Raw genomic sequence first — 18,375 nt, forward strand, 5'->3', positions numbered from 1 at the left:
TAATTTTGACTTTTTTAAGTTCCGTAGCGCTGTTATGCGACATAAAAAAGATTTCATTATGAAACAGGGTGGAGCGTATAAAATGACCCAGCGGGTTATTTTAGCAAACGAGCCAGCTAGCGCAAAGAGCATTTTCGCTTACAAATAAATAAAATAAAAGAGGCTGTCTAAAAAGTCTTTTAAATTTAATTTGTCAGGTTGAGCTTGTCGAAACCGATATTGATTACTAGTAATTAAACTATTTCGACAAGCTCAATATGACATAGAACTAGACTTTTTAGACAGCCTCTAAAAATTAATAAAGCGAGCTAAATTATTCTATCACTACTTTTTTAGTAATGGTAGCATCGTCTTGAGATACTTTCATGATATAAATGCCAGAATTCAATTTTGAAACATTAAGTATATGGTTGTTAACCGTTTCATTAATAATTTGTTTCCCTAGAACATCAAAAACGGAAACATCCATTTTAGAATTGCCTTTGCCGGAAATGTTTACGTAACCTAAACTTGTTGGGTTTGGGTATATGCCAATAGTCTCAATATATTTGTTTTGGGTAGATAAAACATTATTAACTGTACCAGCACTTGGAGTGGCAGTATAATAAGAGCCATCATCTGCTCGGTTAAGGGATTCGGTGGTGGTCTCATTATATTGAACGGTCTTTCCTAAACCCGTTAATAAACCGGTATCGTCTTCATCATTTGTTCCATAAACAATCGCATCTATTAAATTAGTTGTTATTGTGCCAGTGCCAGAAGGGAAATTGGTAGCTGAATCCTGATAAATCGCAGCAGCATCTGCGCCGTTTTGTATACCGCCAGTTGGGAAACTGATTAGATAAAGACCATTAGCATCTGTAGTTGCAGTAACTAAGTCAATGGTATCATAGCTTGTGTCTGTTGAACCATTAAATAAAACAACTATATATCCACTTAAGGACGTATTTGGAGTCCATTTAATTTCAATAAACTCAGCCGTATCCGTTCCTGTTTGATCTGAATCAATTTCGTTTATAGTCTGTCCAAAAGAAATCAAAGAAATAAGAAAAGTAAAAAATAATGTGTAAGGTTTTTTTTATAACAACAGAATAATAATTAATACATATCCTACAAACTTATGAATATTTTTTAAATTAAAGCAAAAAAAAACAGCTATTTAGCTGTTTTTTACTACAATATAACGATTGCTTTACTTTATCACTAATTTTCTGGTTTCGCTTATGTTGCTCTCCGTAATCTTTAAAACATAAACACCTTTACTTAAATTTGAAATATTCAACTCTTTGCCAGTTAAAACGGTACTGAAAATTAACTTACCTAAAACATCGTAAAATTCAATGCTCTTGGTTAAATTAAGTTTAGATGTAATATATATAAACGTTTTGCCGTTACTAACAGGGTTAGGATAAATAGATAAGTTTTCTATATTTTGTGGAATAGAATTATTGCTGACACTATTTTGACCAAACCCGGAAAAGGTGGTAAAAAATGCCAAAGCAAGAAATAAAGTTAAAAAGTATTTTTTTCTCATAGATTCTATTAAACGCTATAAAGATACACAATTACAACAAAATTGATGCCAAAAAAGTGTTAAAGATATATGTGTTTGAACGAAAGTTTAAGTTACTGTAACTTGTTTGTTATCTTAATGTTATTTATTTTAGAATCGTGATAAATTTCTATAAAGTCTTGTTATTAATTTTATCTTTACTTCAAGAAAAAACGTTTATTGTTTTAAACAAAAAAAAAGAGAAGAGAAGTAAGAACTCTAAAACTTAGAAACTTTGCAGCTTTGAAACTTAAAAAACTTATGAAAAAGAAGGATATTAAAATACTATTAGTAGATGACGAGCCAGATATTTTAGAAATAGTTAGTTACAATTTATCTAGTGAAGGTTATCAAGTAATTACTGCCGAAAATGGTAGCGAAGCCGTTAAAAAAGCAAAAAAGGAACTTCCTAATTTAATTATTTTAGATGTGATGATGCCAGAAATGGATGGTATTGAAGCTTGTGAACTCATTAGGAAACACCCAGATTTACAAAATACACTTATTGTATTTCTAACCGCTAGAGGTGAAGACTACTCACAAGTAGCAGGATTTGATGCAGGTGCCGATGATTATATAACCAAGCCCATTAAGCCAAAAGTGTTGGTTAGTAAAGTTAAAGCCTTATTAAGACGCTTTAAAGAAGAGGATGTTGTAGATTCTTTTAAAATAGGAACCTTAGAAATAAATAGAGACGAGTATAAAATTACTTCAAAAGGAAAGGAAATTATTTTGCCGAGAAAAGAATTTGAATTACTATCTTTATTAGCATCAAAGCCAGGTAAAGTTTTTAAACGCGATGAGATTCTCGATACCGTTTGGGGTAACGAAGTTATAGTTGGAGGTAGAACCATAGATGTGCACATTCGTAAACTACGTGAAAAAATAGGAGATGATAGCTTTAAAACCATAAAAGGCGTTGGCTATAAGTTTGTAGATTAATGCAACCAAAATTTAAAAAATCATATAAGTTCGCGATTAATACATCGCTTTATATTACTATTTATGTAACGCTCTTAACGAGTGTTTTTTTATATACATTTTATTCTTTTAATATAAGGTATGTACTACTGCTTGCTTTTAGTACCTACATATTTTCTTTTATTGTTACTCAATTTAGAGTGGAACGGTTCATTTATAAACGGGTAAAAAAAATATACGACGATTTAACGCTTTTAGAATCGACAAGTATAACAAAAGGTACTATAACAACCGACATGAAAACGCTAACGGAAGAAATTGATAAGTTTGCGCGCGATAAAAAAATAGAAATAGAATCTTTAAAAGTTAGGGAACAATACAGAAAAGAGTTTTTAGGCAACGTATCACATGAATTAAAAACACCTTTATTTACAGTGCAAGGTTACATCTTAACATTGCTTGACGGTGCTATGGAAGATAAAAACCTTAGAGAGAAATATTTAGAAAGAGCCAGTAAAGGTGTAGAAAGATTGGGTTATATCGTGAAAGATTTAGATATGATAACCAAGCTGGAAGTTGGTGATTTAAGTTTAAATACCGAAGTTTTTAATATAGTAGAATTAGTAAAAAGCGTATTTGATATGCTTGAAATGAAAGCTTCAAAAAAACGAATTACACTTACTTTTGATGCTGATTATTTCACTCCTGTTTTAGTAAAAGCCGATAAAGAACGCATACAGCAAGTATTGGCAAACCTTATTGTAAACTCCATAAAGTACGGAAGGGAAAAAGGCACAACAGAGGTAAGCATAGAAAACCTTATAAAAAACAAAGTTATCGTAAGGGTTACCGATAATGGTGAAGGTATAGAGAAAAAAGATTTATCGCGTATATTCGAACGGTTTTATAGAGTCGATAAAAGTGGCTCGCGTAAAGAGGGCGGTTCTGGTTTAGGCCTTTCTATAGTGAAGCATATTATTGAAGCGCACCGAGAGAAAATATATGTGGAAAGCGAGTTTGGTGTTGGCAGCGAGTTTTCATTTACGCTCGAAAAGGCTAAATAGTTTTTTAAAATCAGGTTCATAGTCAAAAGATTTCAGTCCATTAAAATCATCCAATTCGTTTAGCTTATCTAAAGTGAAAGCTTGCTGACTGCAACTGGGCACTAGGTTTAATTCTGTAAGTCGTGTCGCTAAATATTCTTGTTCAAACTGCCCAGGAGTTGGTATAAAAAAAGCCTTTTTATTAAGTTTAGCCAAATCCATAACCGTTGTGTAACCGGATCGTGATATAATGACAGCGCTTTCGTTAATGGTTTTTTCCAATAAGCTCGACGTCATAAAATTATAAACGGTTATGTTACCAATTATTTGTATGGTTTGTTCTTTTTCCATAACCCCATTTACAAAAACCACTTTACCGGAGTAGTTTTTTAACTCACTTAAAAGTTTGGTTTCAAGGAATGTACGTTGTGGTTCAGGACCGGACAGTAAAACCATAATATCGTTTGCAATTTTCGCATGTTGTTTTTCAAACCGACTTAAAGGTCCTATGTAGGTTGTTGGGATTTCAAAAGTATCCGGATGCCCTAACTTTCCACTTAAGTTAATGGTAGCTTCAACGTCAGGAATCCAACATGCATCAAACTTTTTAATGAATTTCTCATGAATTTTTGTGCTCAACCAAGTCGTGTTTCCGCTTAAAACATTCAATTGGTGCGTAATAAATACCGAAGGCACTTTTTTGCTATAAACGCCCAATCTATTATCAGAAATAATTCCCGAAATATGGTTGTGTTCAACAATCTGCTTTATGGCTCTTTTTTCAGATTTAATAGCCTTTAGTAGTTTGGGTGAGTCTGTAAGAAGTTTTAATTTAAAGAATTTGCCATTTTTAGCATAGGTAATGTTATAGGAAGGTAATTCAACCGAAGATAGTCTAGGGAACTCTTTTTGCAACAAGGAAAGTGCCACCCCATCACTAGCAATTACAGGTTCAAAACCATGAGCTAACAATGCATTTATAATAGGAATGCAGCGGGTAGCATGTCCCAAGCCCCAATTTAAAGGCGCAACTAAAATACGTTTTTTCAAAAGTATGTATATTTATTTAAGCGTGACCCCGAATTTAGTTCGGGGTCGGTCTTTTTTACCAAATTCAAAGATAAGCATATAAATGCTTGGGTATATTTCCTTAATTTTACCAAATTATTATATAAAGAGAGTCCGTGGGAAGTAAAAATAAACTAAGAAGATTTAAAGAAAACGAAACATTTGGTAATGTTTACCAACCAACAAGAGATGCATTGGTTAATAACAGCTTTATTCTAAAGGGAAATTGGAACCAATCAGTATTTAAAAACAACAATCCACTGGTGTTGGAACTGGGTTGCGGCAAAGGGGAGTATTCGGTGGCATTGGCAAAAAAATATCCAAATAAAAACTTTATTGGTATTGATATAAAAGGTGCTCGTTTTTGGCGTGGTGCTAAAACAGCGGTAGAAGAGAATATTTCAAATGTCGCATTTTTACGAACGCAAATTGAACTTATAGACTATGCTTTTGGAACTCATGAAGTTGATGAAATTTGGATTACATTCCCAGATCCACAAATAAAATACAAGCGGACCAAACACCGCATGACGAATGCTGAGTTTTTAAAACGTTACAAAACCATTTTAAAAGAAGATGGTGTTGTAAACCTTAAAACAGATAGCGAATTTATGCATGGTTATACACTCGGGCTGCTGCATGGCGCAGGACACGAGGTATTGTATGCCAACCATAATGTGTACAAACAGGAGGGTAGTCCTGAGGAAGTTACAAGCATTCAAACTTTTTACGAATCGCAATATTTAGAACAAAACAAACCAATTACGTATATTCGGTTTAAAATTAAATAGTTGTGAATATAACCATTATCTTTTTTTTGGGTTTAATTATAGCTTTAGTAGGGGTTGTTCCACCAGGTTTGCTAAACATGACTGCGGCTAAAATAAGCTTAAAGGAAGGGCATACAAGAGGTGTCGTGTTCTCAATTGGTGTTAGTGCCATTGTATTGATTCAAACGTATGTAGCTGCCATTTTTGCAAGCTATTTAAGTCATCATCCCGAAATTGTGGATATACTGCAGCGTGTGGCGTTTGTTGTTTTTGTACTTATAACCATCTACTTTTTGTTTATAGCTAAAATAGAACCTAAAGAAGTTGCCGAGCCTGAAATACGCAGTAAAAAAAGCCGCTTTTTTCAAGGTGTTTTTATGTCTGGGATTAACGTATTTCCCATTCCGTATCAAGCTTATATGACCATTACTATAGCATCGTTTGGATGGTTGGATTTTAATCAAATTAGTATTATTTCGTATGTGGCAGGGGCTGCTATGGGCACTTTTGTGATGCTTTATGTGTATATGTTCTTTTTTGACAAAATAAAAAATAAATCAATTACGTCCCAAAAAAGCATGAACTACCTTATAGGCACTGTGACTGGCGTGATTTCAATCATCACCTTAATTAATATCATCAAAGAAGTGTAGGTATGCAGCCAGAAACATGGAGTTTTTTTGATAAAGTTTATGAAGTCGCCAAGCAAATCCCTTATGGTAGAGTTACTAGTTATGGTGCTATTGCAACATATCTTGGTGCAGCAAGAAGTGCACGTATGGTTGGGTATGCCATGAATGGTTCAATGGGAAAGGATGTGCCAGCACACCGTGTAGTTAATAGAAAAGGTTTACTAACGGGCAAACATCATTTTGATGGTACTAATTTAATGCAGCAGCTTTTAGAAAGCGAAGGGATTAAAGTAGTTGATAACCAAATACAGGATTTTGAAAATGTGTTTTGGGAGCCTTCAAAGGAATTGTGATTTTAAACCACTTCATTAATTGCAAATGCTGCAGGGCATTCGCTTTAAAAAAAAGTTAACCACGAATTTGCTTCGCCCGTTCGCTGTCGCTCGGGTCACAAATTCACTTGAATAATCATCGATTTGAATGACACAAATTCTTAAAACAACTAAGATTTCGTGGCTAAAAATTTTTACCGCAGATTACCTAAAATGTTAAAAATTTGCGAATCTGCGGTAAAATTTCACCGATTAATTTCGCAAACTAACCTTGCAGATTAGTCTGTAAACAAAACTATGGACTTCAAGTCCAGAGTGGTTTATTTCTTAATAACAGATATAAAGACCGGGACCATATCAACTCCAAATCCTATTTTCCTAAAGACAGATCAAAAAGACAAAACAACATAATTTCTCATAACATTTCTATAATAGGCTATGATGTAAGGGGCACTATATCTATACAGACCCTGCGGTAGGCAAAACCCAAGTAGTACCGTCTATTCTTATTCAAAAATAATCACTGAAAAAAACATGAAACACCCATAAGGGAATGGCATTCACACATGGGGATGATTATTCAGAGTGTTCCACCTTCACCAAATTAAAACAATAAATATAAATAGTTAAAAGCAATTACAATACATCGAGCAAGGTCGAGAGGCTATGTTGATGATATTCTCGACTTTTTTCGAATTAGAATGGGTAATAATATGTTAAATGATGTAAAGCTATTTTTATATCAATTACAACATTTCGTACAGTACTTTGATACAAATAGAACTCTGTTTGTAATTTTTTTCTTGTTGTTTTGTATAAAACCAATTACAAACTAATTCTAAAGACATGAGAAAAACACTACTCGTCTGCTTTGGCTGTTTATGGAGCATTATGGGGCCTGCCCAGAACGATTGTGCCGAAGCCATTAAATTATCAGGTACCTATTTCTTCGGTACGGCCAATACCAAGCCAGACCATGCAAAAGCCTATACCGTTTTACAGGATTGTGCCAATCAGGGGGATGCAGTGTCCCTGGCCCTATCTGCAGACATGCTCCAGTATGGAGTAGGCGTCGAAAAAAACGAAAACTTGGCTTTTGAGTATATGATGAAAGCCGCCCAACAAGAATACGGCTATGCCGAATACAAACTTGGCCTTTTTTACAGATCGGGCATCGGTTGCCCGATTGATTTGGTTAGTTCAGTCGTTTGGCTTGCCCGGTCGTCCAACCATGGAAATAAGGAAGCCGCTTATTTTATGGGGTACAATTTCCTAAAAGGCCAGGGCGTACCGCAAAGCTACGAAGCCGCCCTTTCGTGGTTTGAACAATCCCCCAACCCCATGGCAAAGCACTGGTTGGGCTATTGCCACTATTTCGGATACGGCGTTCCCAAAGACACCCAAAAGGCGATAGCGTACTGCAACCAGAGCGGTACCCCCAACAGTAAGCAGCTATTGAAACATATTGCCGAAAACACAAAAGACAAGGTGGACACGGCAATAAGCAAGCAGATCAAAGAAAAAGAAACCCACCAGAACACGGGCATTGCCCAAGCGGCCATTGAGAAAACAACCATCCAAAAAGGGCAACCAACAACAAGCAAAACCTTTAAGCGCAAACACCTAGACGGCAAATGGAAGGGCAAATTAATAGCGTTGGAATGGTCCGGCAAACAGATCACGGAAATACTGCCCATAAGCTGTGAGTTTGCAGCACAGGGCAACAACAAGGTAAGCTACCAATGGGAAATTAACAATACCATATGCAGGGACACTGCCAGATGGGGACACAAAGCCCTGTATTTTAAACAACTGAAAATGGTCTTTGACTGGCCCTTTAGCGACATTCCAAGCATAAACACCATAGACTGGATCTTGATTTCGGCACAAATGGAACTTAAAACCGTTAACAAAAAAAATACCTTATAGCCGATCTGGAAACCTATAGCCCACAATGGCAAGAGGCAGGGCCTCCCATGCGCGTTATCTTAAAACAAGTAGAAGACAATGAAGGTGAAGACGAAGAAATGTCTGAAAGCGAGTTACTGGCCCTAAGCCAGCAAAAAGAACATTTTATTACCCTGTATCCCAACCCCTTTGTAAATAATGTACTCATTGCCTATGAGCTGGAGACCGATGCCCAGGTAAGCGTAAGCGTGTACGACCTTACCGGGAACCCGGTACCGGCAACCCTGGAGCCTGGAGTCATGCAGGCCGCCGGTAAGCACCAGTACACCCTTTATGGGGGTAACCTTAAAAAGGGCATGTACATAGTACAGGTAATGGTTAATGGCGAAATATACACCCGAATGGTAATTAAAGACTAAATAAGGATGCAAAAAACTATAAAACGATATATTTGTATTGTAGCAATACTAAGTACCATAATGGGATATGCACAGCAACGACTAGATTATTCTTCATGCTATAAATATGAAGTAGGTTCCAGCCAATACTATGGTTGCAAACAAGCCATAGATGCATACAATAAGAGACTGGAAGAACAAGAGGCTGAAGCAGCAAAAGCCGCAGCCGAAGCAGCAATGGCAGAGGCACAAAAATTACAGGCCATGGGAGTAGTACTGTTTGATATAGGGAATCAGATACAAACATTGGATATAACAGCATCATTACAGCAATCGCTAGCAGCACAGGCCGCACTGGAACAGGCACGACAGGCAAAGGCACAAGCAGAACAGGCACTGGAACAGGCGCAACAAGAACTGCTTACGGCCATGGAAATAGCCGCTGCAACAGGAAATAACGTACAATTAACCCAAACAAACTTGGCACAAGCAGCAGCTACAGGATATATATCAACTGCAACAACCAACATACAACAAGCGAACCAGCTATTAGGAAATAGCACGCAAGGTACGGGTACAACAACACTAACCTGGTACTATCTGGACCTAGACGGCGATGGCTACCACAGGGCAGCCCAACAAAGAAGTACTCACCCTGGTATAGGATGGAGCTCTTCTACAAATGGCCTGGATTGTGATGACGATGATCCCAGATGGGGCTATGATTGTAACCCAGTAAGAGGCTGGTTTCTGGACAATGACAGCGACGGCTACCATGCAATTGTGCAAATGTCCTCCACCATGCCTACTGCACCGGGAAGATGGACAGATGTTATAACCAAAGGCCCAGATTGTGATGATAATGATGCAAATCGTAAAACCGCTGAGGATTGTGAACTATGTAAGACCTCAAAAGAAGATTTAAAGACATTGTTCCCCGCTGCGAGTGATACTAATCTTGAAACACTAAGTAATACAATTAATAAGTACGCAAAAAGCTTAGGAGTAGACACTAAAATTAAACTCCAACATTTACTTAGTCAAACTGGACATGAAACAGGAGGATATGGAACACTGCAAGTAACAGAAAGCACCTATTGGACAACTGCCAGTAAACTAGCAGAGACATACACTAAATTCACTACTGACTCAACCGCAGCTTCAAAAGACGTTAATTTATATTATGCAAACGATTATTTAAAAAATTCAAAAGGAGTTGCAAATATTGCTATGTGTTGTAATTATCACAATGGTGATGTAGCTAGTGGAGATGGTTATAAGTATAGGGGTAGAGGAATCATGCAATTAACATGGAAAGCAAATTATGAGGACTTCCAAACATGGTATAATGCTAATAATGACCCCGATATAGATGTAGTAACTAACCCGGATTTACTATCAACAGATAATAATTTGGCTATACTCAGTGGATTGTGGTATTTCAAAACTAGGGTTTTAGATAAATACAAAGATTTTGACAAAGAAGCAACAGTAGATAATGTTACAATTAAAATAAATGGAAAAAAGAAAAAGGGATTAGCAGATAGAAAGGCACGGTTTAACAAAGCAAAAGAAAATATTAATTGTCAATAATAATAATAATAATAATAATAAAATTATGAAGAAAATAAGTTTAGTGTTAGTAATTATTTTAGGATTTACGTATGGTTGTAAAGCTCAGTCACAATCGGAAAGAATTACTGCTTACAAGACAAAAATAATAGGAACTTGGTTATCTAAAGATGATCCTGAATATAAAATTGTATTTACTAATCAAGGGAATCAACTAGAATATGTAAATGGACAATTGCAAACTGAAGTTTATCTATATAGTATTACTTCTTCTTGTAATTCCAATTCAAACGGATATGATATTTATTTGAAAAGACGACAAAGTATTGATGATTTAAATGATAATGCTTGCGATATAGTAAATAACATTCACACAGACGCTAATGGTGTTACTATTTTATCAATAACAAATGATAGAGGGCAGCTAGAGTTATATACTAAACAATAATGATAACTATTGTGATGTAAAAATCCGCAAAAAAAACAACAACTGCACGAAATAAAATACGGCGAAGTCCAATCCTTCGTGCGGTTATTTAATAAAGCAGTAGCCTTAACATTATAACAAAACCCACGACCGTAAAAAAGCTGTGGGTTTTTATAGAGAACATTGAACACGTTCTTGAACAACGATGGCTACCACAGGGCAGCCCAACAAAGAAGTACTCACCTTGGTATAGGATGGAGCTCTTCTACAAATGGCCCGGATTGTGATGACGATGATCCCAGATGGGGCTATGATTGCAACCCGGTAAGAGGCTGGTTTCTGGACAATGACGGCGATGGCTACCACGCAGCTGTGCAAATGTCCTCCACCATGCCTACTGCACCGGGAAGATGGACCGATGTTATAACCAAAGGCCCGGATTGTGATGATACGAACCCTTATTTCACTGCAAATTGTAGTAGCCAAATACAAGGAATAAATTCGAATAATCCAGGGAAAGATTATGTGCCGAAGAGTACAATAAATTAGTAAAAGCAGGAATTGTTACAACATGTGAAAAACAATCTACACTAGGTGTATGTGTGCTGACTTCTCTTGAGGTAACACTTAAAAATGTTCTGGGATTGACAATGAAGCGGTTTAAACTTTTTCCAATTGGCTAAAAAATCGCCCTTTTTTGCCCACTCTACATCTTTTTTTCTTTCCGTAGCGATGCTATGGAACTCGAAAAAGACTTCGATTGGACGAAAAACGACTGATTTTCACTTCAATAGAAAAAGTTTAAACCACTTCAGTAACCTCAAAAGAAATTACTACAGCTTTTGTTTCTTGATTTTTTATTTCCTAATTATCCAAAAATTCACAAAAAGCAAACAAAAATCATATTTATAAACAAAGTAAATATCTCCATAAATCATTTCAATTCAATAGCTTTAAATTTTAAATAATTCACAGTATCTTTGCGTTTTAGAATAAATTTAAGTATACAATGAAGCTGAACAAACAAGATATACTCAAAGCCTTAGAATCTATTACGGTAGTTGGTGAAGGACAAAACATGGTTGAAAGTGGTGCTGTAACGAATGTAGTGACTTTTGGCGATGAGGTTATTGTTGATATTACTATAAAAAATCCAAGTTTACAAGCTAAAAAACGTACCGAAGTCGATATTTTAAAGACCATTCACGAACAGGTTTACGAAAAAGCTAAAATTACCGTGAACGTAAAAGTTGACGCTCCAGCAAAACCAAAAGTAAATGTTATTAAAGGAAACCCTATTCCGGGGATTCAAAATATTGTAGCAATAGCATCGGGTAAAGGTGGTGTAGGGAAATCTACCGTAACGGCAAATTTAGCAGTAACCTTGGCTAAAATGGGCTTTAAAGTAGGGGTGCTGGATGCCGATATTTACGGACCATCCATTCCTATTATGTTCGATGTAGAAGCTGAAAAACCTTTAGCGGTTAATATCGATGGAAAATCTAAAATGAAACCCGTTGAGAATTACGGTGTAAAAGTGTTGTCTATTGGCTTTTTTACCCAACCAAATCAAGCGGTAGTTTGGAGAGGACCTATGGCAGCCAAAGCTTTAAACCAAATGATTTTTGATGCCCATTGGGGAGAGCTGGATTTTATGCTAATTGATTTACCTCCAGGTACTGGCGATATTCATTTAAGCATTATGCAATCGCTTCCAATAACAGGTGCTGTGGTAGTTAGTACACCGCAAAATGTGGCATTGGCAGATGCTAAAAAAGGTGTTGCCATGTTTCAACAAGAAAGTATTGATGTACCAGTATTAGGAATTATAGAAAATATGGCATACTTTACACCAGAGGAATTGCCAAACAATAAATATTATATCTTTGGAAAAGAGGGTGCTAAAAATTTAGCAGACGATTTACAAGTGCCATTTTTAGGCGAAATACCGTTGGTGCAAAGTATTCGTGAAGCGGGAGATGTGGGCAGGCCAGCGGCATTACAAACAGCTACTGAGTTAGAGCAAGCATTTGAAAAACTAGCACAGAATGTTGTGCAAGAAGTTGTGAGACGAAACGATAGTTTACCGCCTACCGAGGCTATAAAAATTACAACTATGGCTGGATGTTCAGCAGTTAAAAAGAAATAAATGACGTCAGAAGAAGTTAGACTAAATGTCGAAAAAGCATTAGATGAGATTCGTCCATTTTTACAAAGCGATGGGGGCGATATTTCATTGTTATCAATAGAAGATAATGATACCTTGGTAAAAGTGCAGTTGCAAGGGGCGTGCGTTGGTTGTACAGTAAACCAAATGACACTAAAATCGGGTGTAGAAATGACTATAAAAAAGTATGCTCCGCAAATAGAGCAGGTTGTGAATATTTCCGCTTAAATGTCATTTACACACTGTAAGAGCCTGTTTAAATTTATATCAATTGTTTTTCTATGCCCCTTTTTGGGCACAATTTCGTTGAAACCTCATCAAATGGCCCTGCCATTATCTTCGATTTCGCCTCATTTTGCATCAAAAATGACCTATAGAATATCCAATCATACAAATTTAAACAGGCTCTAATTAAATAACCTTTTCTTTTTTAAGTAAAGTTTCTAGGCTATTGGCTATTTCGAAGCAATGACTAACTTTAGAGACCTCGTTGCAAAATTTATTATCAGTGTTTTGTGCTTTACAATTCAAGTCTACTAATTTTATTTTTCCGAAATTCTTGTTTATAATTTTACACTGTTGGAACAAGCTTTCTATGGTTTTATATTGATTTGTTTCAACTTCATGTTTTATAAGGTAGCCTCTTAGGTAGTTTTCAATGGCATCTTGAGAATTTTTACATACCAAATAAGATACAATATCCTCTTCGGGTTTGTATAATTCTTTATTTGCTTGGTTTAGTTTTTGTGCGGCATTTACAAAAAATTTAGTGGCATCTTGGTCCATGATAAAAAATTTATTGTTAATAGTTTTAAATGAACTCAGTTTGAGTTCGGTTTATAAAACCTCCATCCTATTGGAATTGTATAGAATGGAGATTTTTTATACTTGAGGCTATCTAAAAAGTCCTTTAAATTTAATTTGTCAGGTTGAGCTTGTCGAAACCGATATTGATTACCAGTGAGTTAAAATATTTCGACAGGCTCAATATGACATAGAACTAGACTTTTTCGACAGTCTCTTTCAAAAGACATATCTTAAATGTCTCTGTAAAGTTCCAGTCTTTCCCAATTAGAGTTAACCTCTGTTTGGGCTTGTTCTAAAAGATTCGCTCCAAGTTCTGCATTTTCTTTAGCAACTCTGGTAAAACGGGTTTCGTTATACATGAAGTCTTTAAGCGGAATTGAAGGCGCTTTAGAGTCTAATTTAAACTTCTGGCCTTTTGGTTTAGAAGGGTCAAATCTAAATAGTGGCCAATAACCACTGTCTACAGCTTTTGTTTGTTGTGAGACACCGTTAGCAAGATCGTAACCATGTTCACCACAATGTGAGTAGGCGATTATTATTGACGGTCCTGGATAGGCTTCAGCTTCTTCTATTGCTTTAAGCGTTTGAAGGTCTTTAGCACCTATGGCTATTTGTGCTACATATACGTTTCCATAAGAAACAGCTTGTAATGCTAAGCTTTTTTTGTGGGTTCGTTTGCCAGACACAGAGAATTTTGCACTAGCACCTAAAGGTGTTGCCTTAGATGTTTGTCCGCCAGTATTCGAGTAAACTTCGGTATCCATTACCAAAATATTTATGTTTTCTCCTGAAGCTAAAACATGATCTACACCACCGTAACCAATGTCGTATGCCCAACCGTCACCACCTAAAATCCATACAGATTTTTTACGAAGGTATTCTGTAAGTTGCATAAGCTTTTTAGCATTTCCGCTATCTAAACCAATAAGTTTTTCTTTTAATTTGTCAAGGTTTTTGAAGTTTTCTGCTTTTTCTGTTTCAGTAGTTTCTGGATTATTTAGTATGGCATCCACTAAGTCTGTACCAACTTCATCTTCAATAGACTTAAGTAGGTTAACAGCAATTTCTTGTTTTTTACTTAAGGCTAATTTCATACCTAAACCAAATTCAGCATTATCTTCAAACAATGAATTTGCCCAAGCAGGACCTCTACCAAACTTATTGGTTTTATAAGGTGTTGTTGGTAGATTACCACCATAAATTGAAGAACATCCCGTTGCATTTGCTATTAAAATGCTATCGCCATATAACTGGGTCAATAGCTTAACGTATGGTGTTTCTCCACAACCAGAACAAGCACCGGAAAATTCAAATAAAGGTTCTAAAAATTGGGACCCTTTTACGTTTGTAATTTGTAATTCCGTTCTATTGTAATCCGGTAGATTAATAAAGTATTCCCAATTAACATCTTCTTCAGCTTCAACAGAAAGTTTTTTGTGCATGTTAATAGCTTTAAAGTTTTCATCTTCTTTACTAACGGCAGGACAAACAGCTACACATAAATCGCAACCCGTACAATCTTGGGGAGATACTTGTAGCACATAAGATTCTTCATTTTTATTAAATGGTCTACCTATAGCTCCTGCAGATTTTAATGTTTTGGGTGCGTTTGCTAATTCGGTATTATTTACAACTTTTGCTCTAATGGCAGCATGCGGACAAATAACGACACATTTATTACATTGTGTACATAGGCTTGCATCATCCCAAATAGGAACCATATCGGCAATACCACTTTTTTCGTATTGTGAGGTTCCTGTAGGGAAGGTGCCATCAACAGGAAATGCACTTACGGGAAGCTCATCGCCAAATCCCCCTAGGATTTTTTCCAATACATCGGTTACAAATCCTTCAGGCGCATTCGTCATAGCTGTTTGCAGGTCTTTTTCGCTCGTTACAGCTTTTGGATATGCTACTTTTTGAAGGTTAGCTAAGGCATTATCTACAGCTGTGAAATTCATTTGTACAATCCTATCTCCTTTATGGGAATACGATTTTACAATAGCATCTTTAATACGTTGAATTGCTTCTTCTTTTGGTAAAACACCAGAGATGGCGAAGAAACATGTTTGTAATACAGTGTTTGTACGCTTACCTAAATTGGAGTTTGCTGCTACTTTTGTGGCATCAACTACATAGAAATTGATTTCTTTTTCAACAATTTCTTTTTGTAGTTTTTTTGGTAATTGATTCCAGATGTCTTCCTTGGAATAAGGGGCGTTTAATAGGAAGGTTCCACCGTGTTTTAAATCGGCAACCATATTGTATTTCTCAATAAAATTGAATTGATGGCTCGCAACAAAATCTGCTTTATCAATTAAGTATGTAGAATATATTGGTTTGGGACCAAAACGTAAGTGGGAAATGGTTTGTGCGCCTGCTTTTTTAGAATCATAAACGAAATAACCTTGCACATAATTATCAGTAGTTTTTCCAATAATTTTGATGGAGTTTTTATTTGCTCCAACAGTACCATCTGATCCTAAACCGTAGAACATACAATTAATAGTGCTGCTTTCTATTTCAAAGCTTCTGTCAATTGGTAAGCTCGTAAAGGTCACGTCATCATTAATGCCAACTGTAAAATGGTTTTTAGGTTTGTCGTCTAATAGTTCGTCATAAACACCTTTAACCATTTGAGGCGTAAATTCTTTTGATGATAAACCATAACGTCCACCTACTACAACAGGCATTTCCCTATCGCTTTCATTTAATGCTGTAATAACATCTTGGTAAAGTGGTTCGCCAACACTGCCTGGTTCTTTCGTTCTGTCAAGAACTGCAATTTTTTTAACGGTTTTTGGTAATTCATCAACAAAATGCTTAATAGAGAAAGGTCTAAACAAGCGAACAAATAGTACACCTACTTTTTCACCATGATGCACCATAGTTTCTACAGCTTCTCTTGCAGCACCTTCTCCAGAACCCATTAATATGATAACGCGTTCTGCTTCTGGATGGCCTTCGTAATAGAATAAACTATACTGTCTGCCGGTATGTTTGTAGAATTCATTCATGGTTTCTTCAACAATACCAGGTACTTTTTCGTAAAACGAATTAGCAGCTTCCCTGGCTTGGAAAAAAACATCGGGGTTTTGTGAGGTTCCTCGTATTACTGGATGATCTGGGTCAAGAGAGCGTTTTTTGTGCTCTAAAATTTTGTCCTCTGGCATCATGGCTATAATAATATCGTCTGGAATAGCATCAATTTTTGAAATCTCATGTGAGGTTCTAAATCCGTCGAAAATATTAAGAAAAGGGACTCTGGATTTTAAGGTTGCTACTTGAGCAATTAAAGCCATGTCTTGTGCTTCTTGAACCGAGCCGCCAAACAACATAGCAAATCCTGTTTGTCTGGCTGCCATAACATCTGAGTGATCACCAAAAATAGATAGTGCATGGGTTGCAATGGTTCTTGCAGCCACATGTATTACAGAAGGTAATAGTTCACCTGCTATTTTGTACATATTAGGAATCATAAGGAGTAGCCCTTGTGATGCTGTAAAGGTTGTGGTTAAGGCACCAGCTTGCAGAGATCCATGAACAGCTCCAGCAGCACCACCTTCACTCTGCATTTCTACAATTCGAGGGATGTTTTCCCAAATGTTTTTCTGTCCTTTTGAGCTATATACATCTACGTGTTCGCCCATGGGAGATGCAGGAGTAATTGGATAGATTGCGCACACTTCATTGGTTTTGTGTGCAACTCTTGCAACGGCCTCATTAGCATCGCAAATTAGTTTTGAAAATTGTTTTTCCATAATGTTCTTATTGTTTAGACCAAGTAAGATTTTATGAACCAATTAAAACCCGACAGGTCAATTAAATAAATTTCTTAAAATTAGAATTTGAATAGCATCTAGACTATGATAATTGTCATGTGGTGCCTTGTTTTTTGCCCTGATTATGCAATAGAACTTCATGATGAAGGCTGAAAGACCAATAAAATAAGTGATTTCACTGACTGAATCATGACATTGTTATGCTGAAAGAGGAAAATCAATCGCAGCATCTTATTTAGCTTATAGTTTTTATCATTTTTTATTGGTATTCGTGAATCTCATTTCGTTCTATTTCAGGTCATAATAAATTTTCTGTGGGATAATCTGCATTTAATGAATTAACAAAAAATGAGGGAATCCCTCCGTTTGAAACCCTCATTTTATAGTGCATAATTTCATTGACTGTAAAACGATAGAAATTATTGCGAAAAAGAAAAATAAATTCTTAAATGGTATTAGGTTGTGTTACTCTGCGTGTAACCATGCTTTCTTTTCTAGTAAAGCATCTTCTGATTCAACATGGTTTACATCTGGAACGCAACAATCGACAGGGCATACCGAAGCGCATTGTGGTTCGTCATGAAACCCTTTACATTCGGTACACTTATCTGGCACAATAAAATAAAACTCATCAGATATGGGTTCATTCATTTTATCGGCATCTATTTCTTCGCCAGTAGGCGAAGTTACAGTTCCGCTTAAAGCTGTTTCGTCTGCAAAAGCCCATTCTTGACCAGGCTCATAAATTGCATTATTTGGACACTCCACGATACAAGCATCACAATTAATACATTCATCTGTTATAATAATTGCCATAATTAATTTGTGTTTAGAGTTATAAAAGTAGTTTTCAATTTTCAGTTTAAATATGACATTTGTCACCTTTAAACTAAAAAAGGTAAGTTATATTTACGTGTAAAGACTTTTTTTAAGGTATTGGTTTTAAGTCAACTACCTCTGTATAAGCCCACGGGGCATTTATAGGAAGAACATTAA

Annotated in this window: 17 protein-coding genes; 11 read left to right on the plus strand and 6 right to left on the minus strand. The window is 36.1% G+C overall.

Annotated features, from left to right (window positions below; translation table 11 throughout):
• Positions 1–313: 313 nt before the first annotated feature.
• Together ACGLWY_RS10720 and ACGLWY_RS10725 are read right to left on the minus strand one after the other, a co-directional pair.
• Positions 314–1,039 carry a T9SS type A sorting domain-containing protein gene (locus tag ACGLWY_RS10720; RefSeq protein ID WP_396619662.1) on the minus strand — a complete coding sequence of 242 codons (726 nt, stop codon included), beginning with the start codon at positions 1,037–1,039 and terminating at the stop codon, positions 314–316.
• Between the two features lie 153 nt (positions 1,040–1,192).
• On the minus strand, positions 1,193–1,534 hold the full coding sequence (locus ACGLWY_RS10725; RefSeq protein ID WP_396619663.1) for a T9SS type A sorting domain-containing protein: 342 nt from the start codon (positions 1,532–1,534) through the stop codon (positions 1,193–1,195).
• 279 nt (positions 1,535–1,813) lie between these two features.
• Here ACGLWY_RS10725 and ACGLWY_RS10730 point away from each other — a divergent pair, with 279 nt between their 5' ends.
• Both ACGLWY_RS10730 and ACGLWY_RS10735 read left to right on the plus strand, forming a co-directional pair.
• Positions 1,814–2,494 (plus strand): response regulator transcription factor, encoded by a 681-nt coding sequence (locus tag ACGLWY_RS10730; protein ID WP_396619664.1) that lies wholly within the window; start codon positions 1,814–1,816, stop codon positions 2,492–2,494.
• Entirely contained in the window at positions 2,494–3,537 is a 1,044-nt protein-coding gene (locus ACGLWY_RS10735; protein ID WP_396619665.1) for a sensor histidine kinase, read from the plus strand. Before ACGLWY_RS10730 ends, ACGLWY_RS10735 begins: the two co-directional genes overlap by 1 nt.
• Here ACGLWY_RS10735 and ACGLWY_RS10740 read toward each other — a convergent pair.
• Entirely contained in the window at positions 3,511–4,566 is a 1,056-nt protein-coding gene (locus tag ACGLWY_RS10740; RefSeq protein WP_396619666.1) for a glycosyltransferase, read from the minus strand. The two genes, ACGLWY_RS10735 and ACGLWY_RS10740, sit on opposite strands and share 27 nt — an antisense overlap.
• Before the next feature lie 134 nt (positions 4,567–4,700).
• On the opposite strand from ACGLWY_RS10740, the gene trmB reads away from it, so the two are divergent.
• The 9 genes from trmB to ACGLWY_RS10785 all read left to right on the plus strand — a co-directional run bounded on the left by trmB (position 4,701) and on the right by ACGLWY_RS10785 (position 13,018).
• Positions 4,701–5,375: a tRNA (guanosine(46)-N7)-methyltransferase TrmB gene (trmB, locus tag ACGLWY_RS10745; RefSeq protein ID WP_396619667.1), complete on the plus strand. Its 675-nt coding sequence runs from the start codon at positions 4,701–4,703 to the stop codon at positions 5,373–5,375.
• A gap of 2 nt (positions 5,376–5,377) precedes the next feature.
• Complete coding sequence (locus ACGLWY_RS10750; RefSeq protein ID WP_396619668.1) at positions 5,378–6,007, plus strand: LysE family transporter; 630 nt, start codon at positions 5,378–5,380, stop codon at positions 6,005–6,007.
• A 2-nt stretch (positions 6,008–6,009) separates the two neighbouring features.
• Positions 6,010–6,339: an MGMT family protein gene (locus ACGLWY_RS10755; protein ID WP_396619669.1), complete on the plus strand. Its 330-nt coding sequence runs from the start codon at positions 6,010–6,012 to the stop codon at positions 6,337–6,339.
• Positions 6,340–7,164: 825 nt separating this feature from the next.
• Positions 7,165–8,247 (plus strand): tetratricopeptide repeat protein, encoded by a 1,083-nt coding sequence (locus ACGLWY_RS10760; protein ID WP_396619670.1) that lies wholly within the window; start codon positions 7,165–7,167, stop codon positions 8,245–8,247.
• A 47-nt stretch (positions 8,248–8,294) separates the two neighbouring features.
• Positions 8,295–8,645 (plus strand): T9SS type A sorting domain-containing protein, encoded by a 351-nt coding sequence (locus ACGLWY_RS10765; protein ID WP_396619671.1) that lies wholly within the window; start codon positions 8,295–8,297, stop codon positions 8,643–8,645.
• Positions 8,646–8,888: 243 nt separating this feature from the next.
• Positions 8,889–10,217: a glycoside hydrolase family 19 protein gene (locus ACGLWY_RS10770; protein WP_396619672.1), complete on the plus strand. Its 1,329-nt coding sequence runs from the start codon at positions 8,889–8,891 to the stop codon at positions 10,215–10,217.
• A 25-nt stretch (positions 10,218–10,242) separates the two neighbouring features.
• Positions 10,243–10,644: a hypothetical protein gene (locus ACGLWY_RS10775; protein ID WP_396619673.1), complete on the plus strand. Its 402-nt coding sequence runs from the start codon at positions 10,243–10,245 to the stop codon at positions 10,642–10,644.
• 988 nt (positions 10,645–11,632) lie between these two features.
• A complete protein-coding gene (locus tag ACGLWY_RS10780; RefSeq protein WP_396619674.1) occupies positions 11,633–12,772 on the plus strand; it encodes a P-loop NTPase in 1,140 nt (379 codons plus the stop codon).
• Positions 12,773–13,018 carry a NifU family protein gene (locus ACGLWY_RS10785; protein ID WP_117173236.1) on the plus strand — a complete coding sequence of 82 codons (246 nt, stop codon included), beginning with the start codon at positions 12,773–12,775 and terminating at the stop codon, positions 13,016–13,018.
• 183 nt (positions 13,019–13,201) lie between these two features.
• Here ACGLWY_RS10785 and ACGLWY_RS10790 read toward each other — a convergent pair whose 3' ends face one another.
• The 3 genes from ACGLWY_RS10790 to ACGLWY_RS10800 all read right to left on the minus strand — a co-directional run bounded on the left by ACGLWY_RS10790 (position 13,202) and on the right by ACGLWY_RS10800 (position 18,195).
• Complete coding sequence (locus tag ACGLWY_RS10790) at positions 13,202–13,576, minus strand: hypothetical protein (protein WP_396619675.1); 375 nt, start codon at positions 13,574–13,576, stop codon at positions 13,202–13,204.
• A 251-nt stretch (positions 13,577–13,827) separates the two neighbouring features.
• A complete protein-coding gene (gene nifJ, locus ACGLWY_RS10795) occupies positions 13,828–17,358 on the minus strand; it encodes a pyruvate:ferredoxin (flavodoxin) oxidoreductase (protein WP_396619676.1) in 3,531 nt (1,176 codons plus the stop codon).
• Between the two features lie 486 nt (positions 17,359–17,844).
• Positions 17,845–18,195: a 4Fe-4S dicluster domain-containing protein gene (locus tag ACGLWY_RS10800; RefSeq protein ID WP_396619677.1), complete on the minus strand. Its 351-nt coding sequence runs from the start codon at positions 18,193–18,195 to the stop codon at positions 17,845–17,847.
• Between the last annotated feature and the right edge of the window lie 180 nt (positions 18,196–18,375).

It is taken from the genome of Mariniflexile sp. HMF6888, assembly GCF_044335535.1.
In the GTDB taxonomy this organism is placed as follows: Bacteria; Bacteroidota; Bacteroidia; order Flavobacteriales; family Flavobacteriaceae; genus Mariniflexile.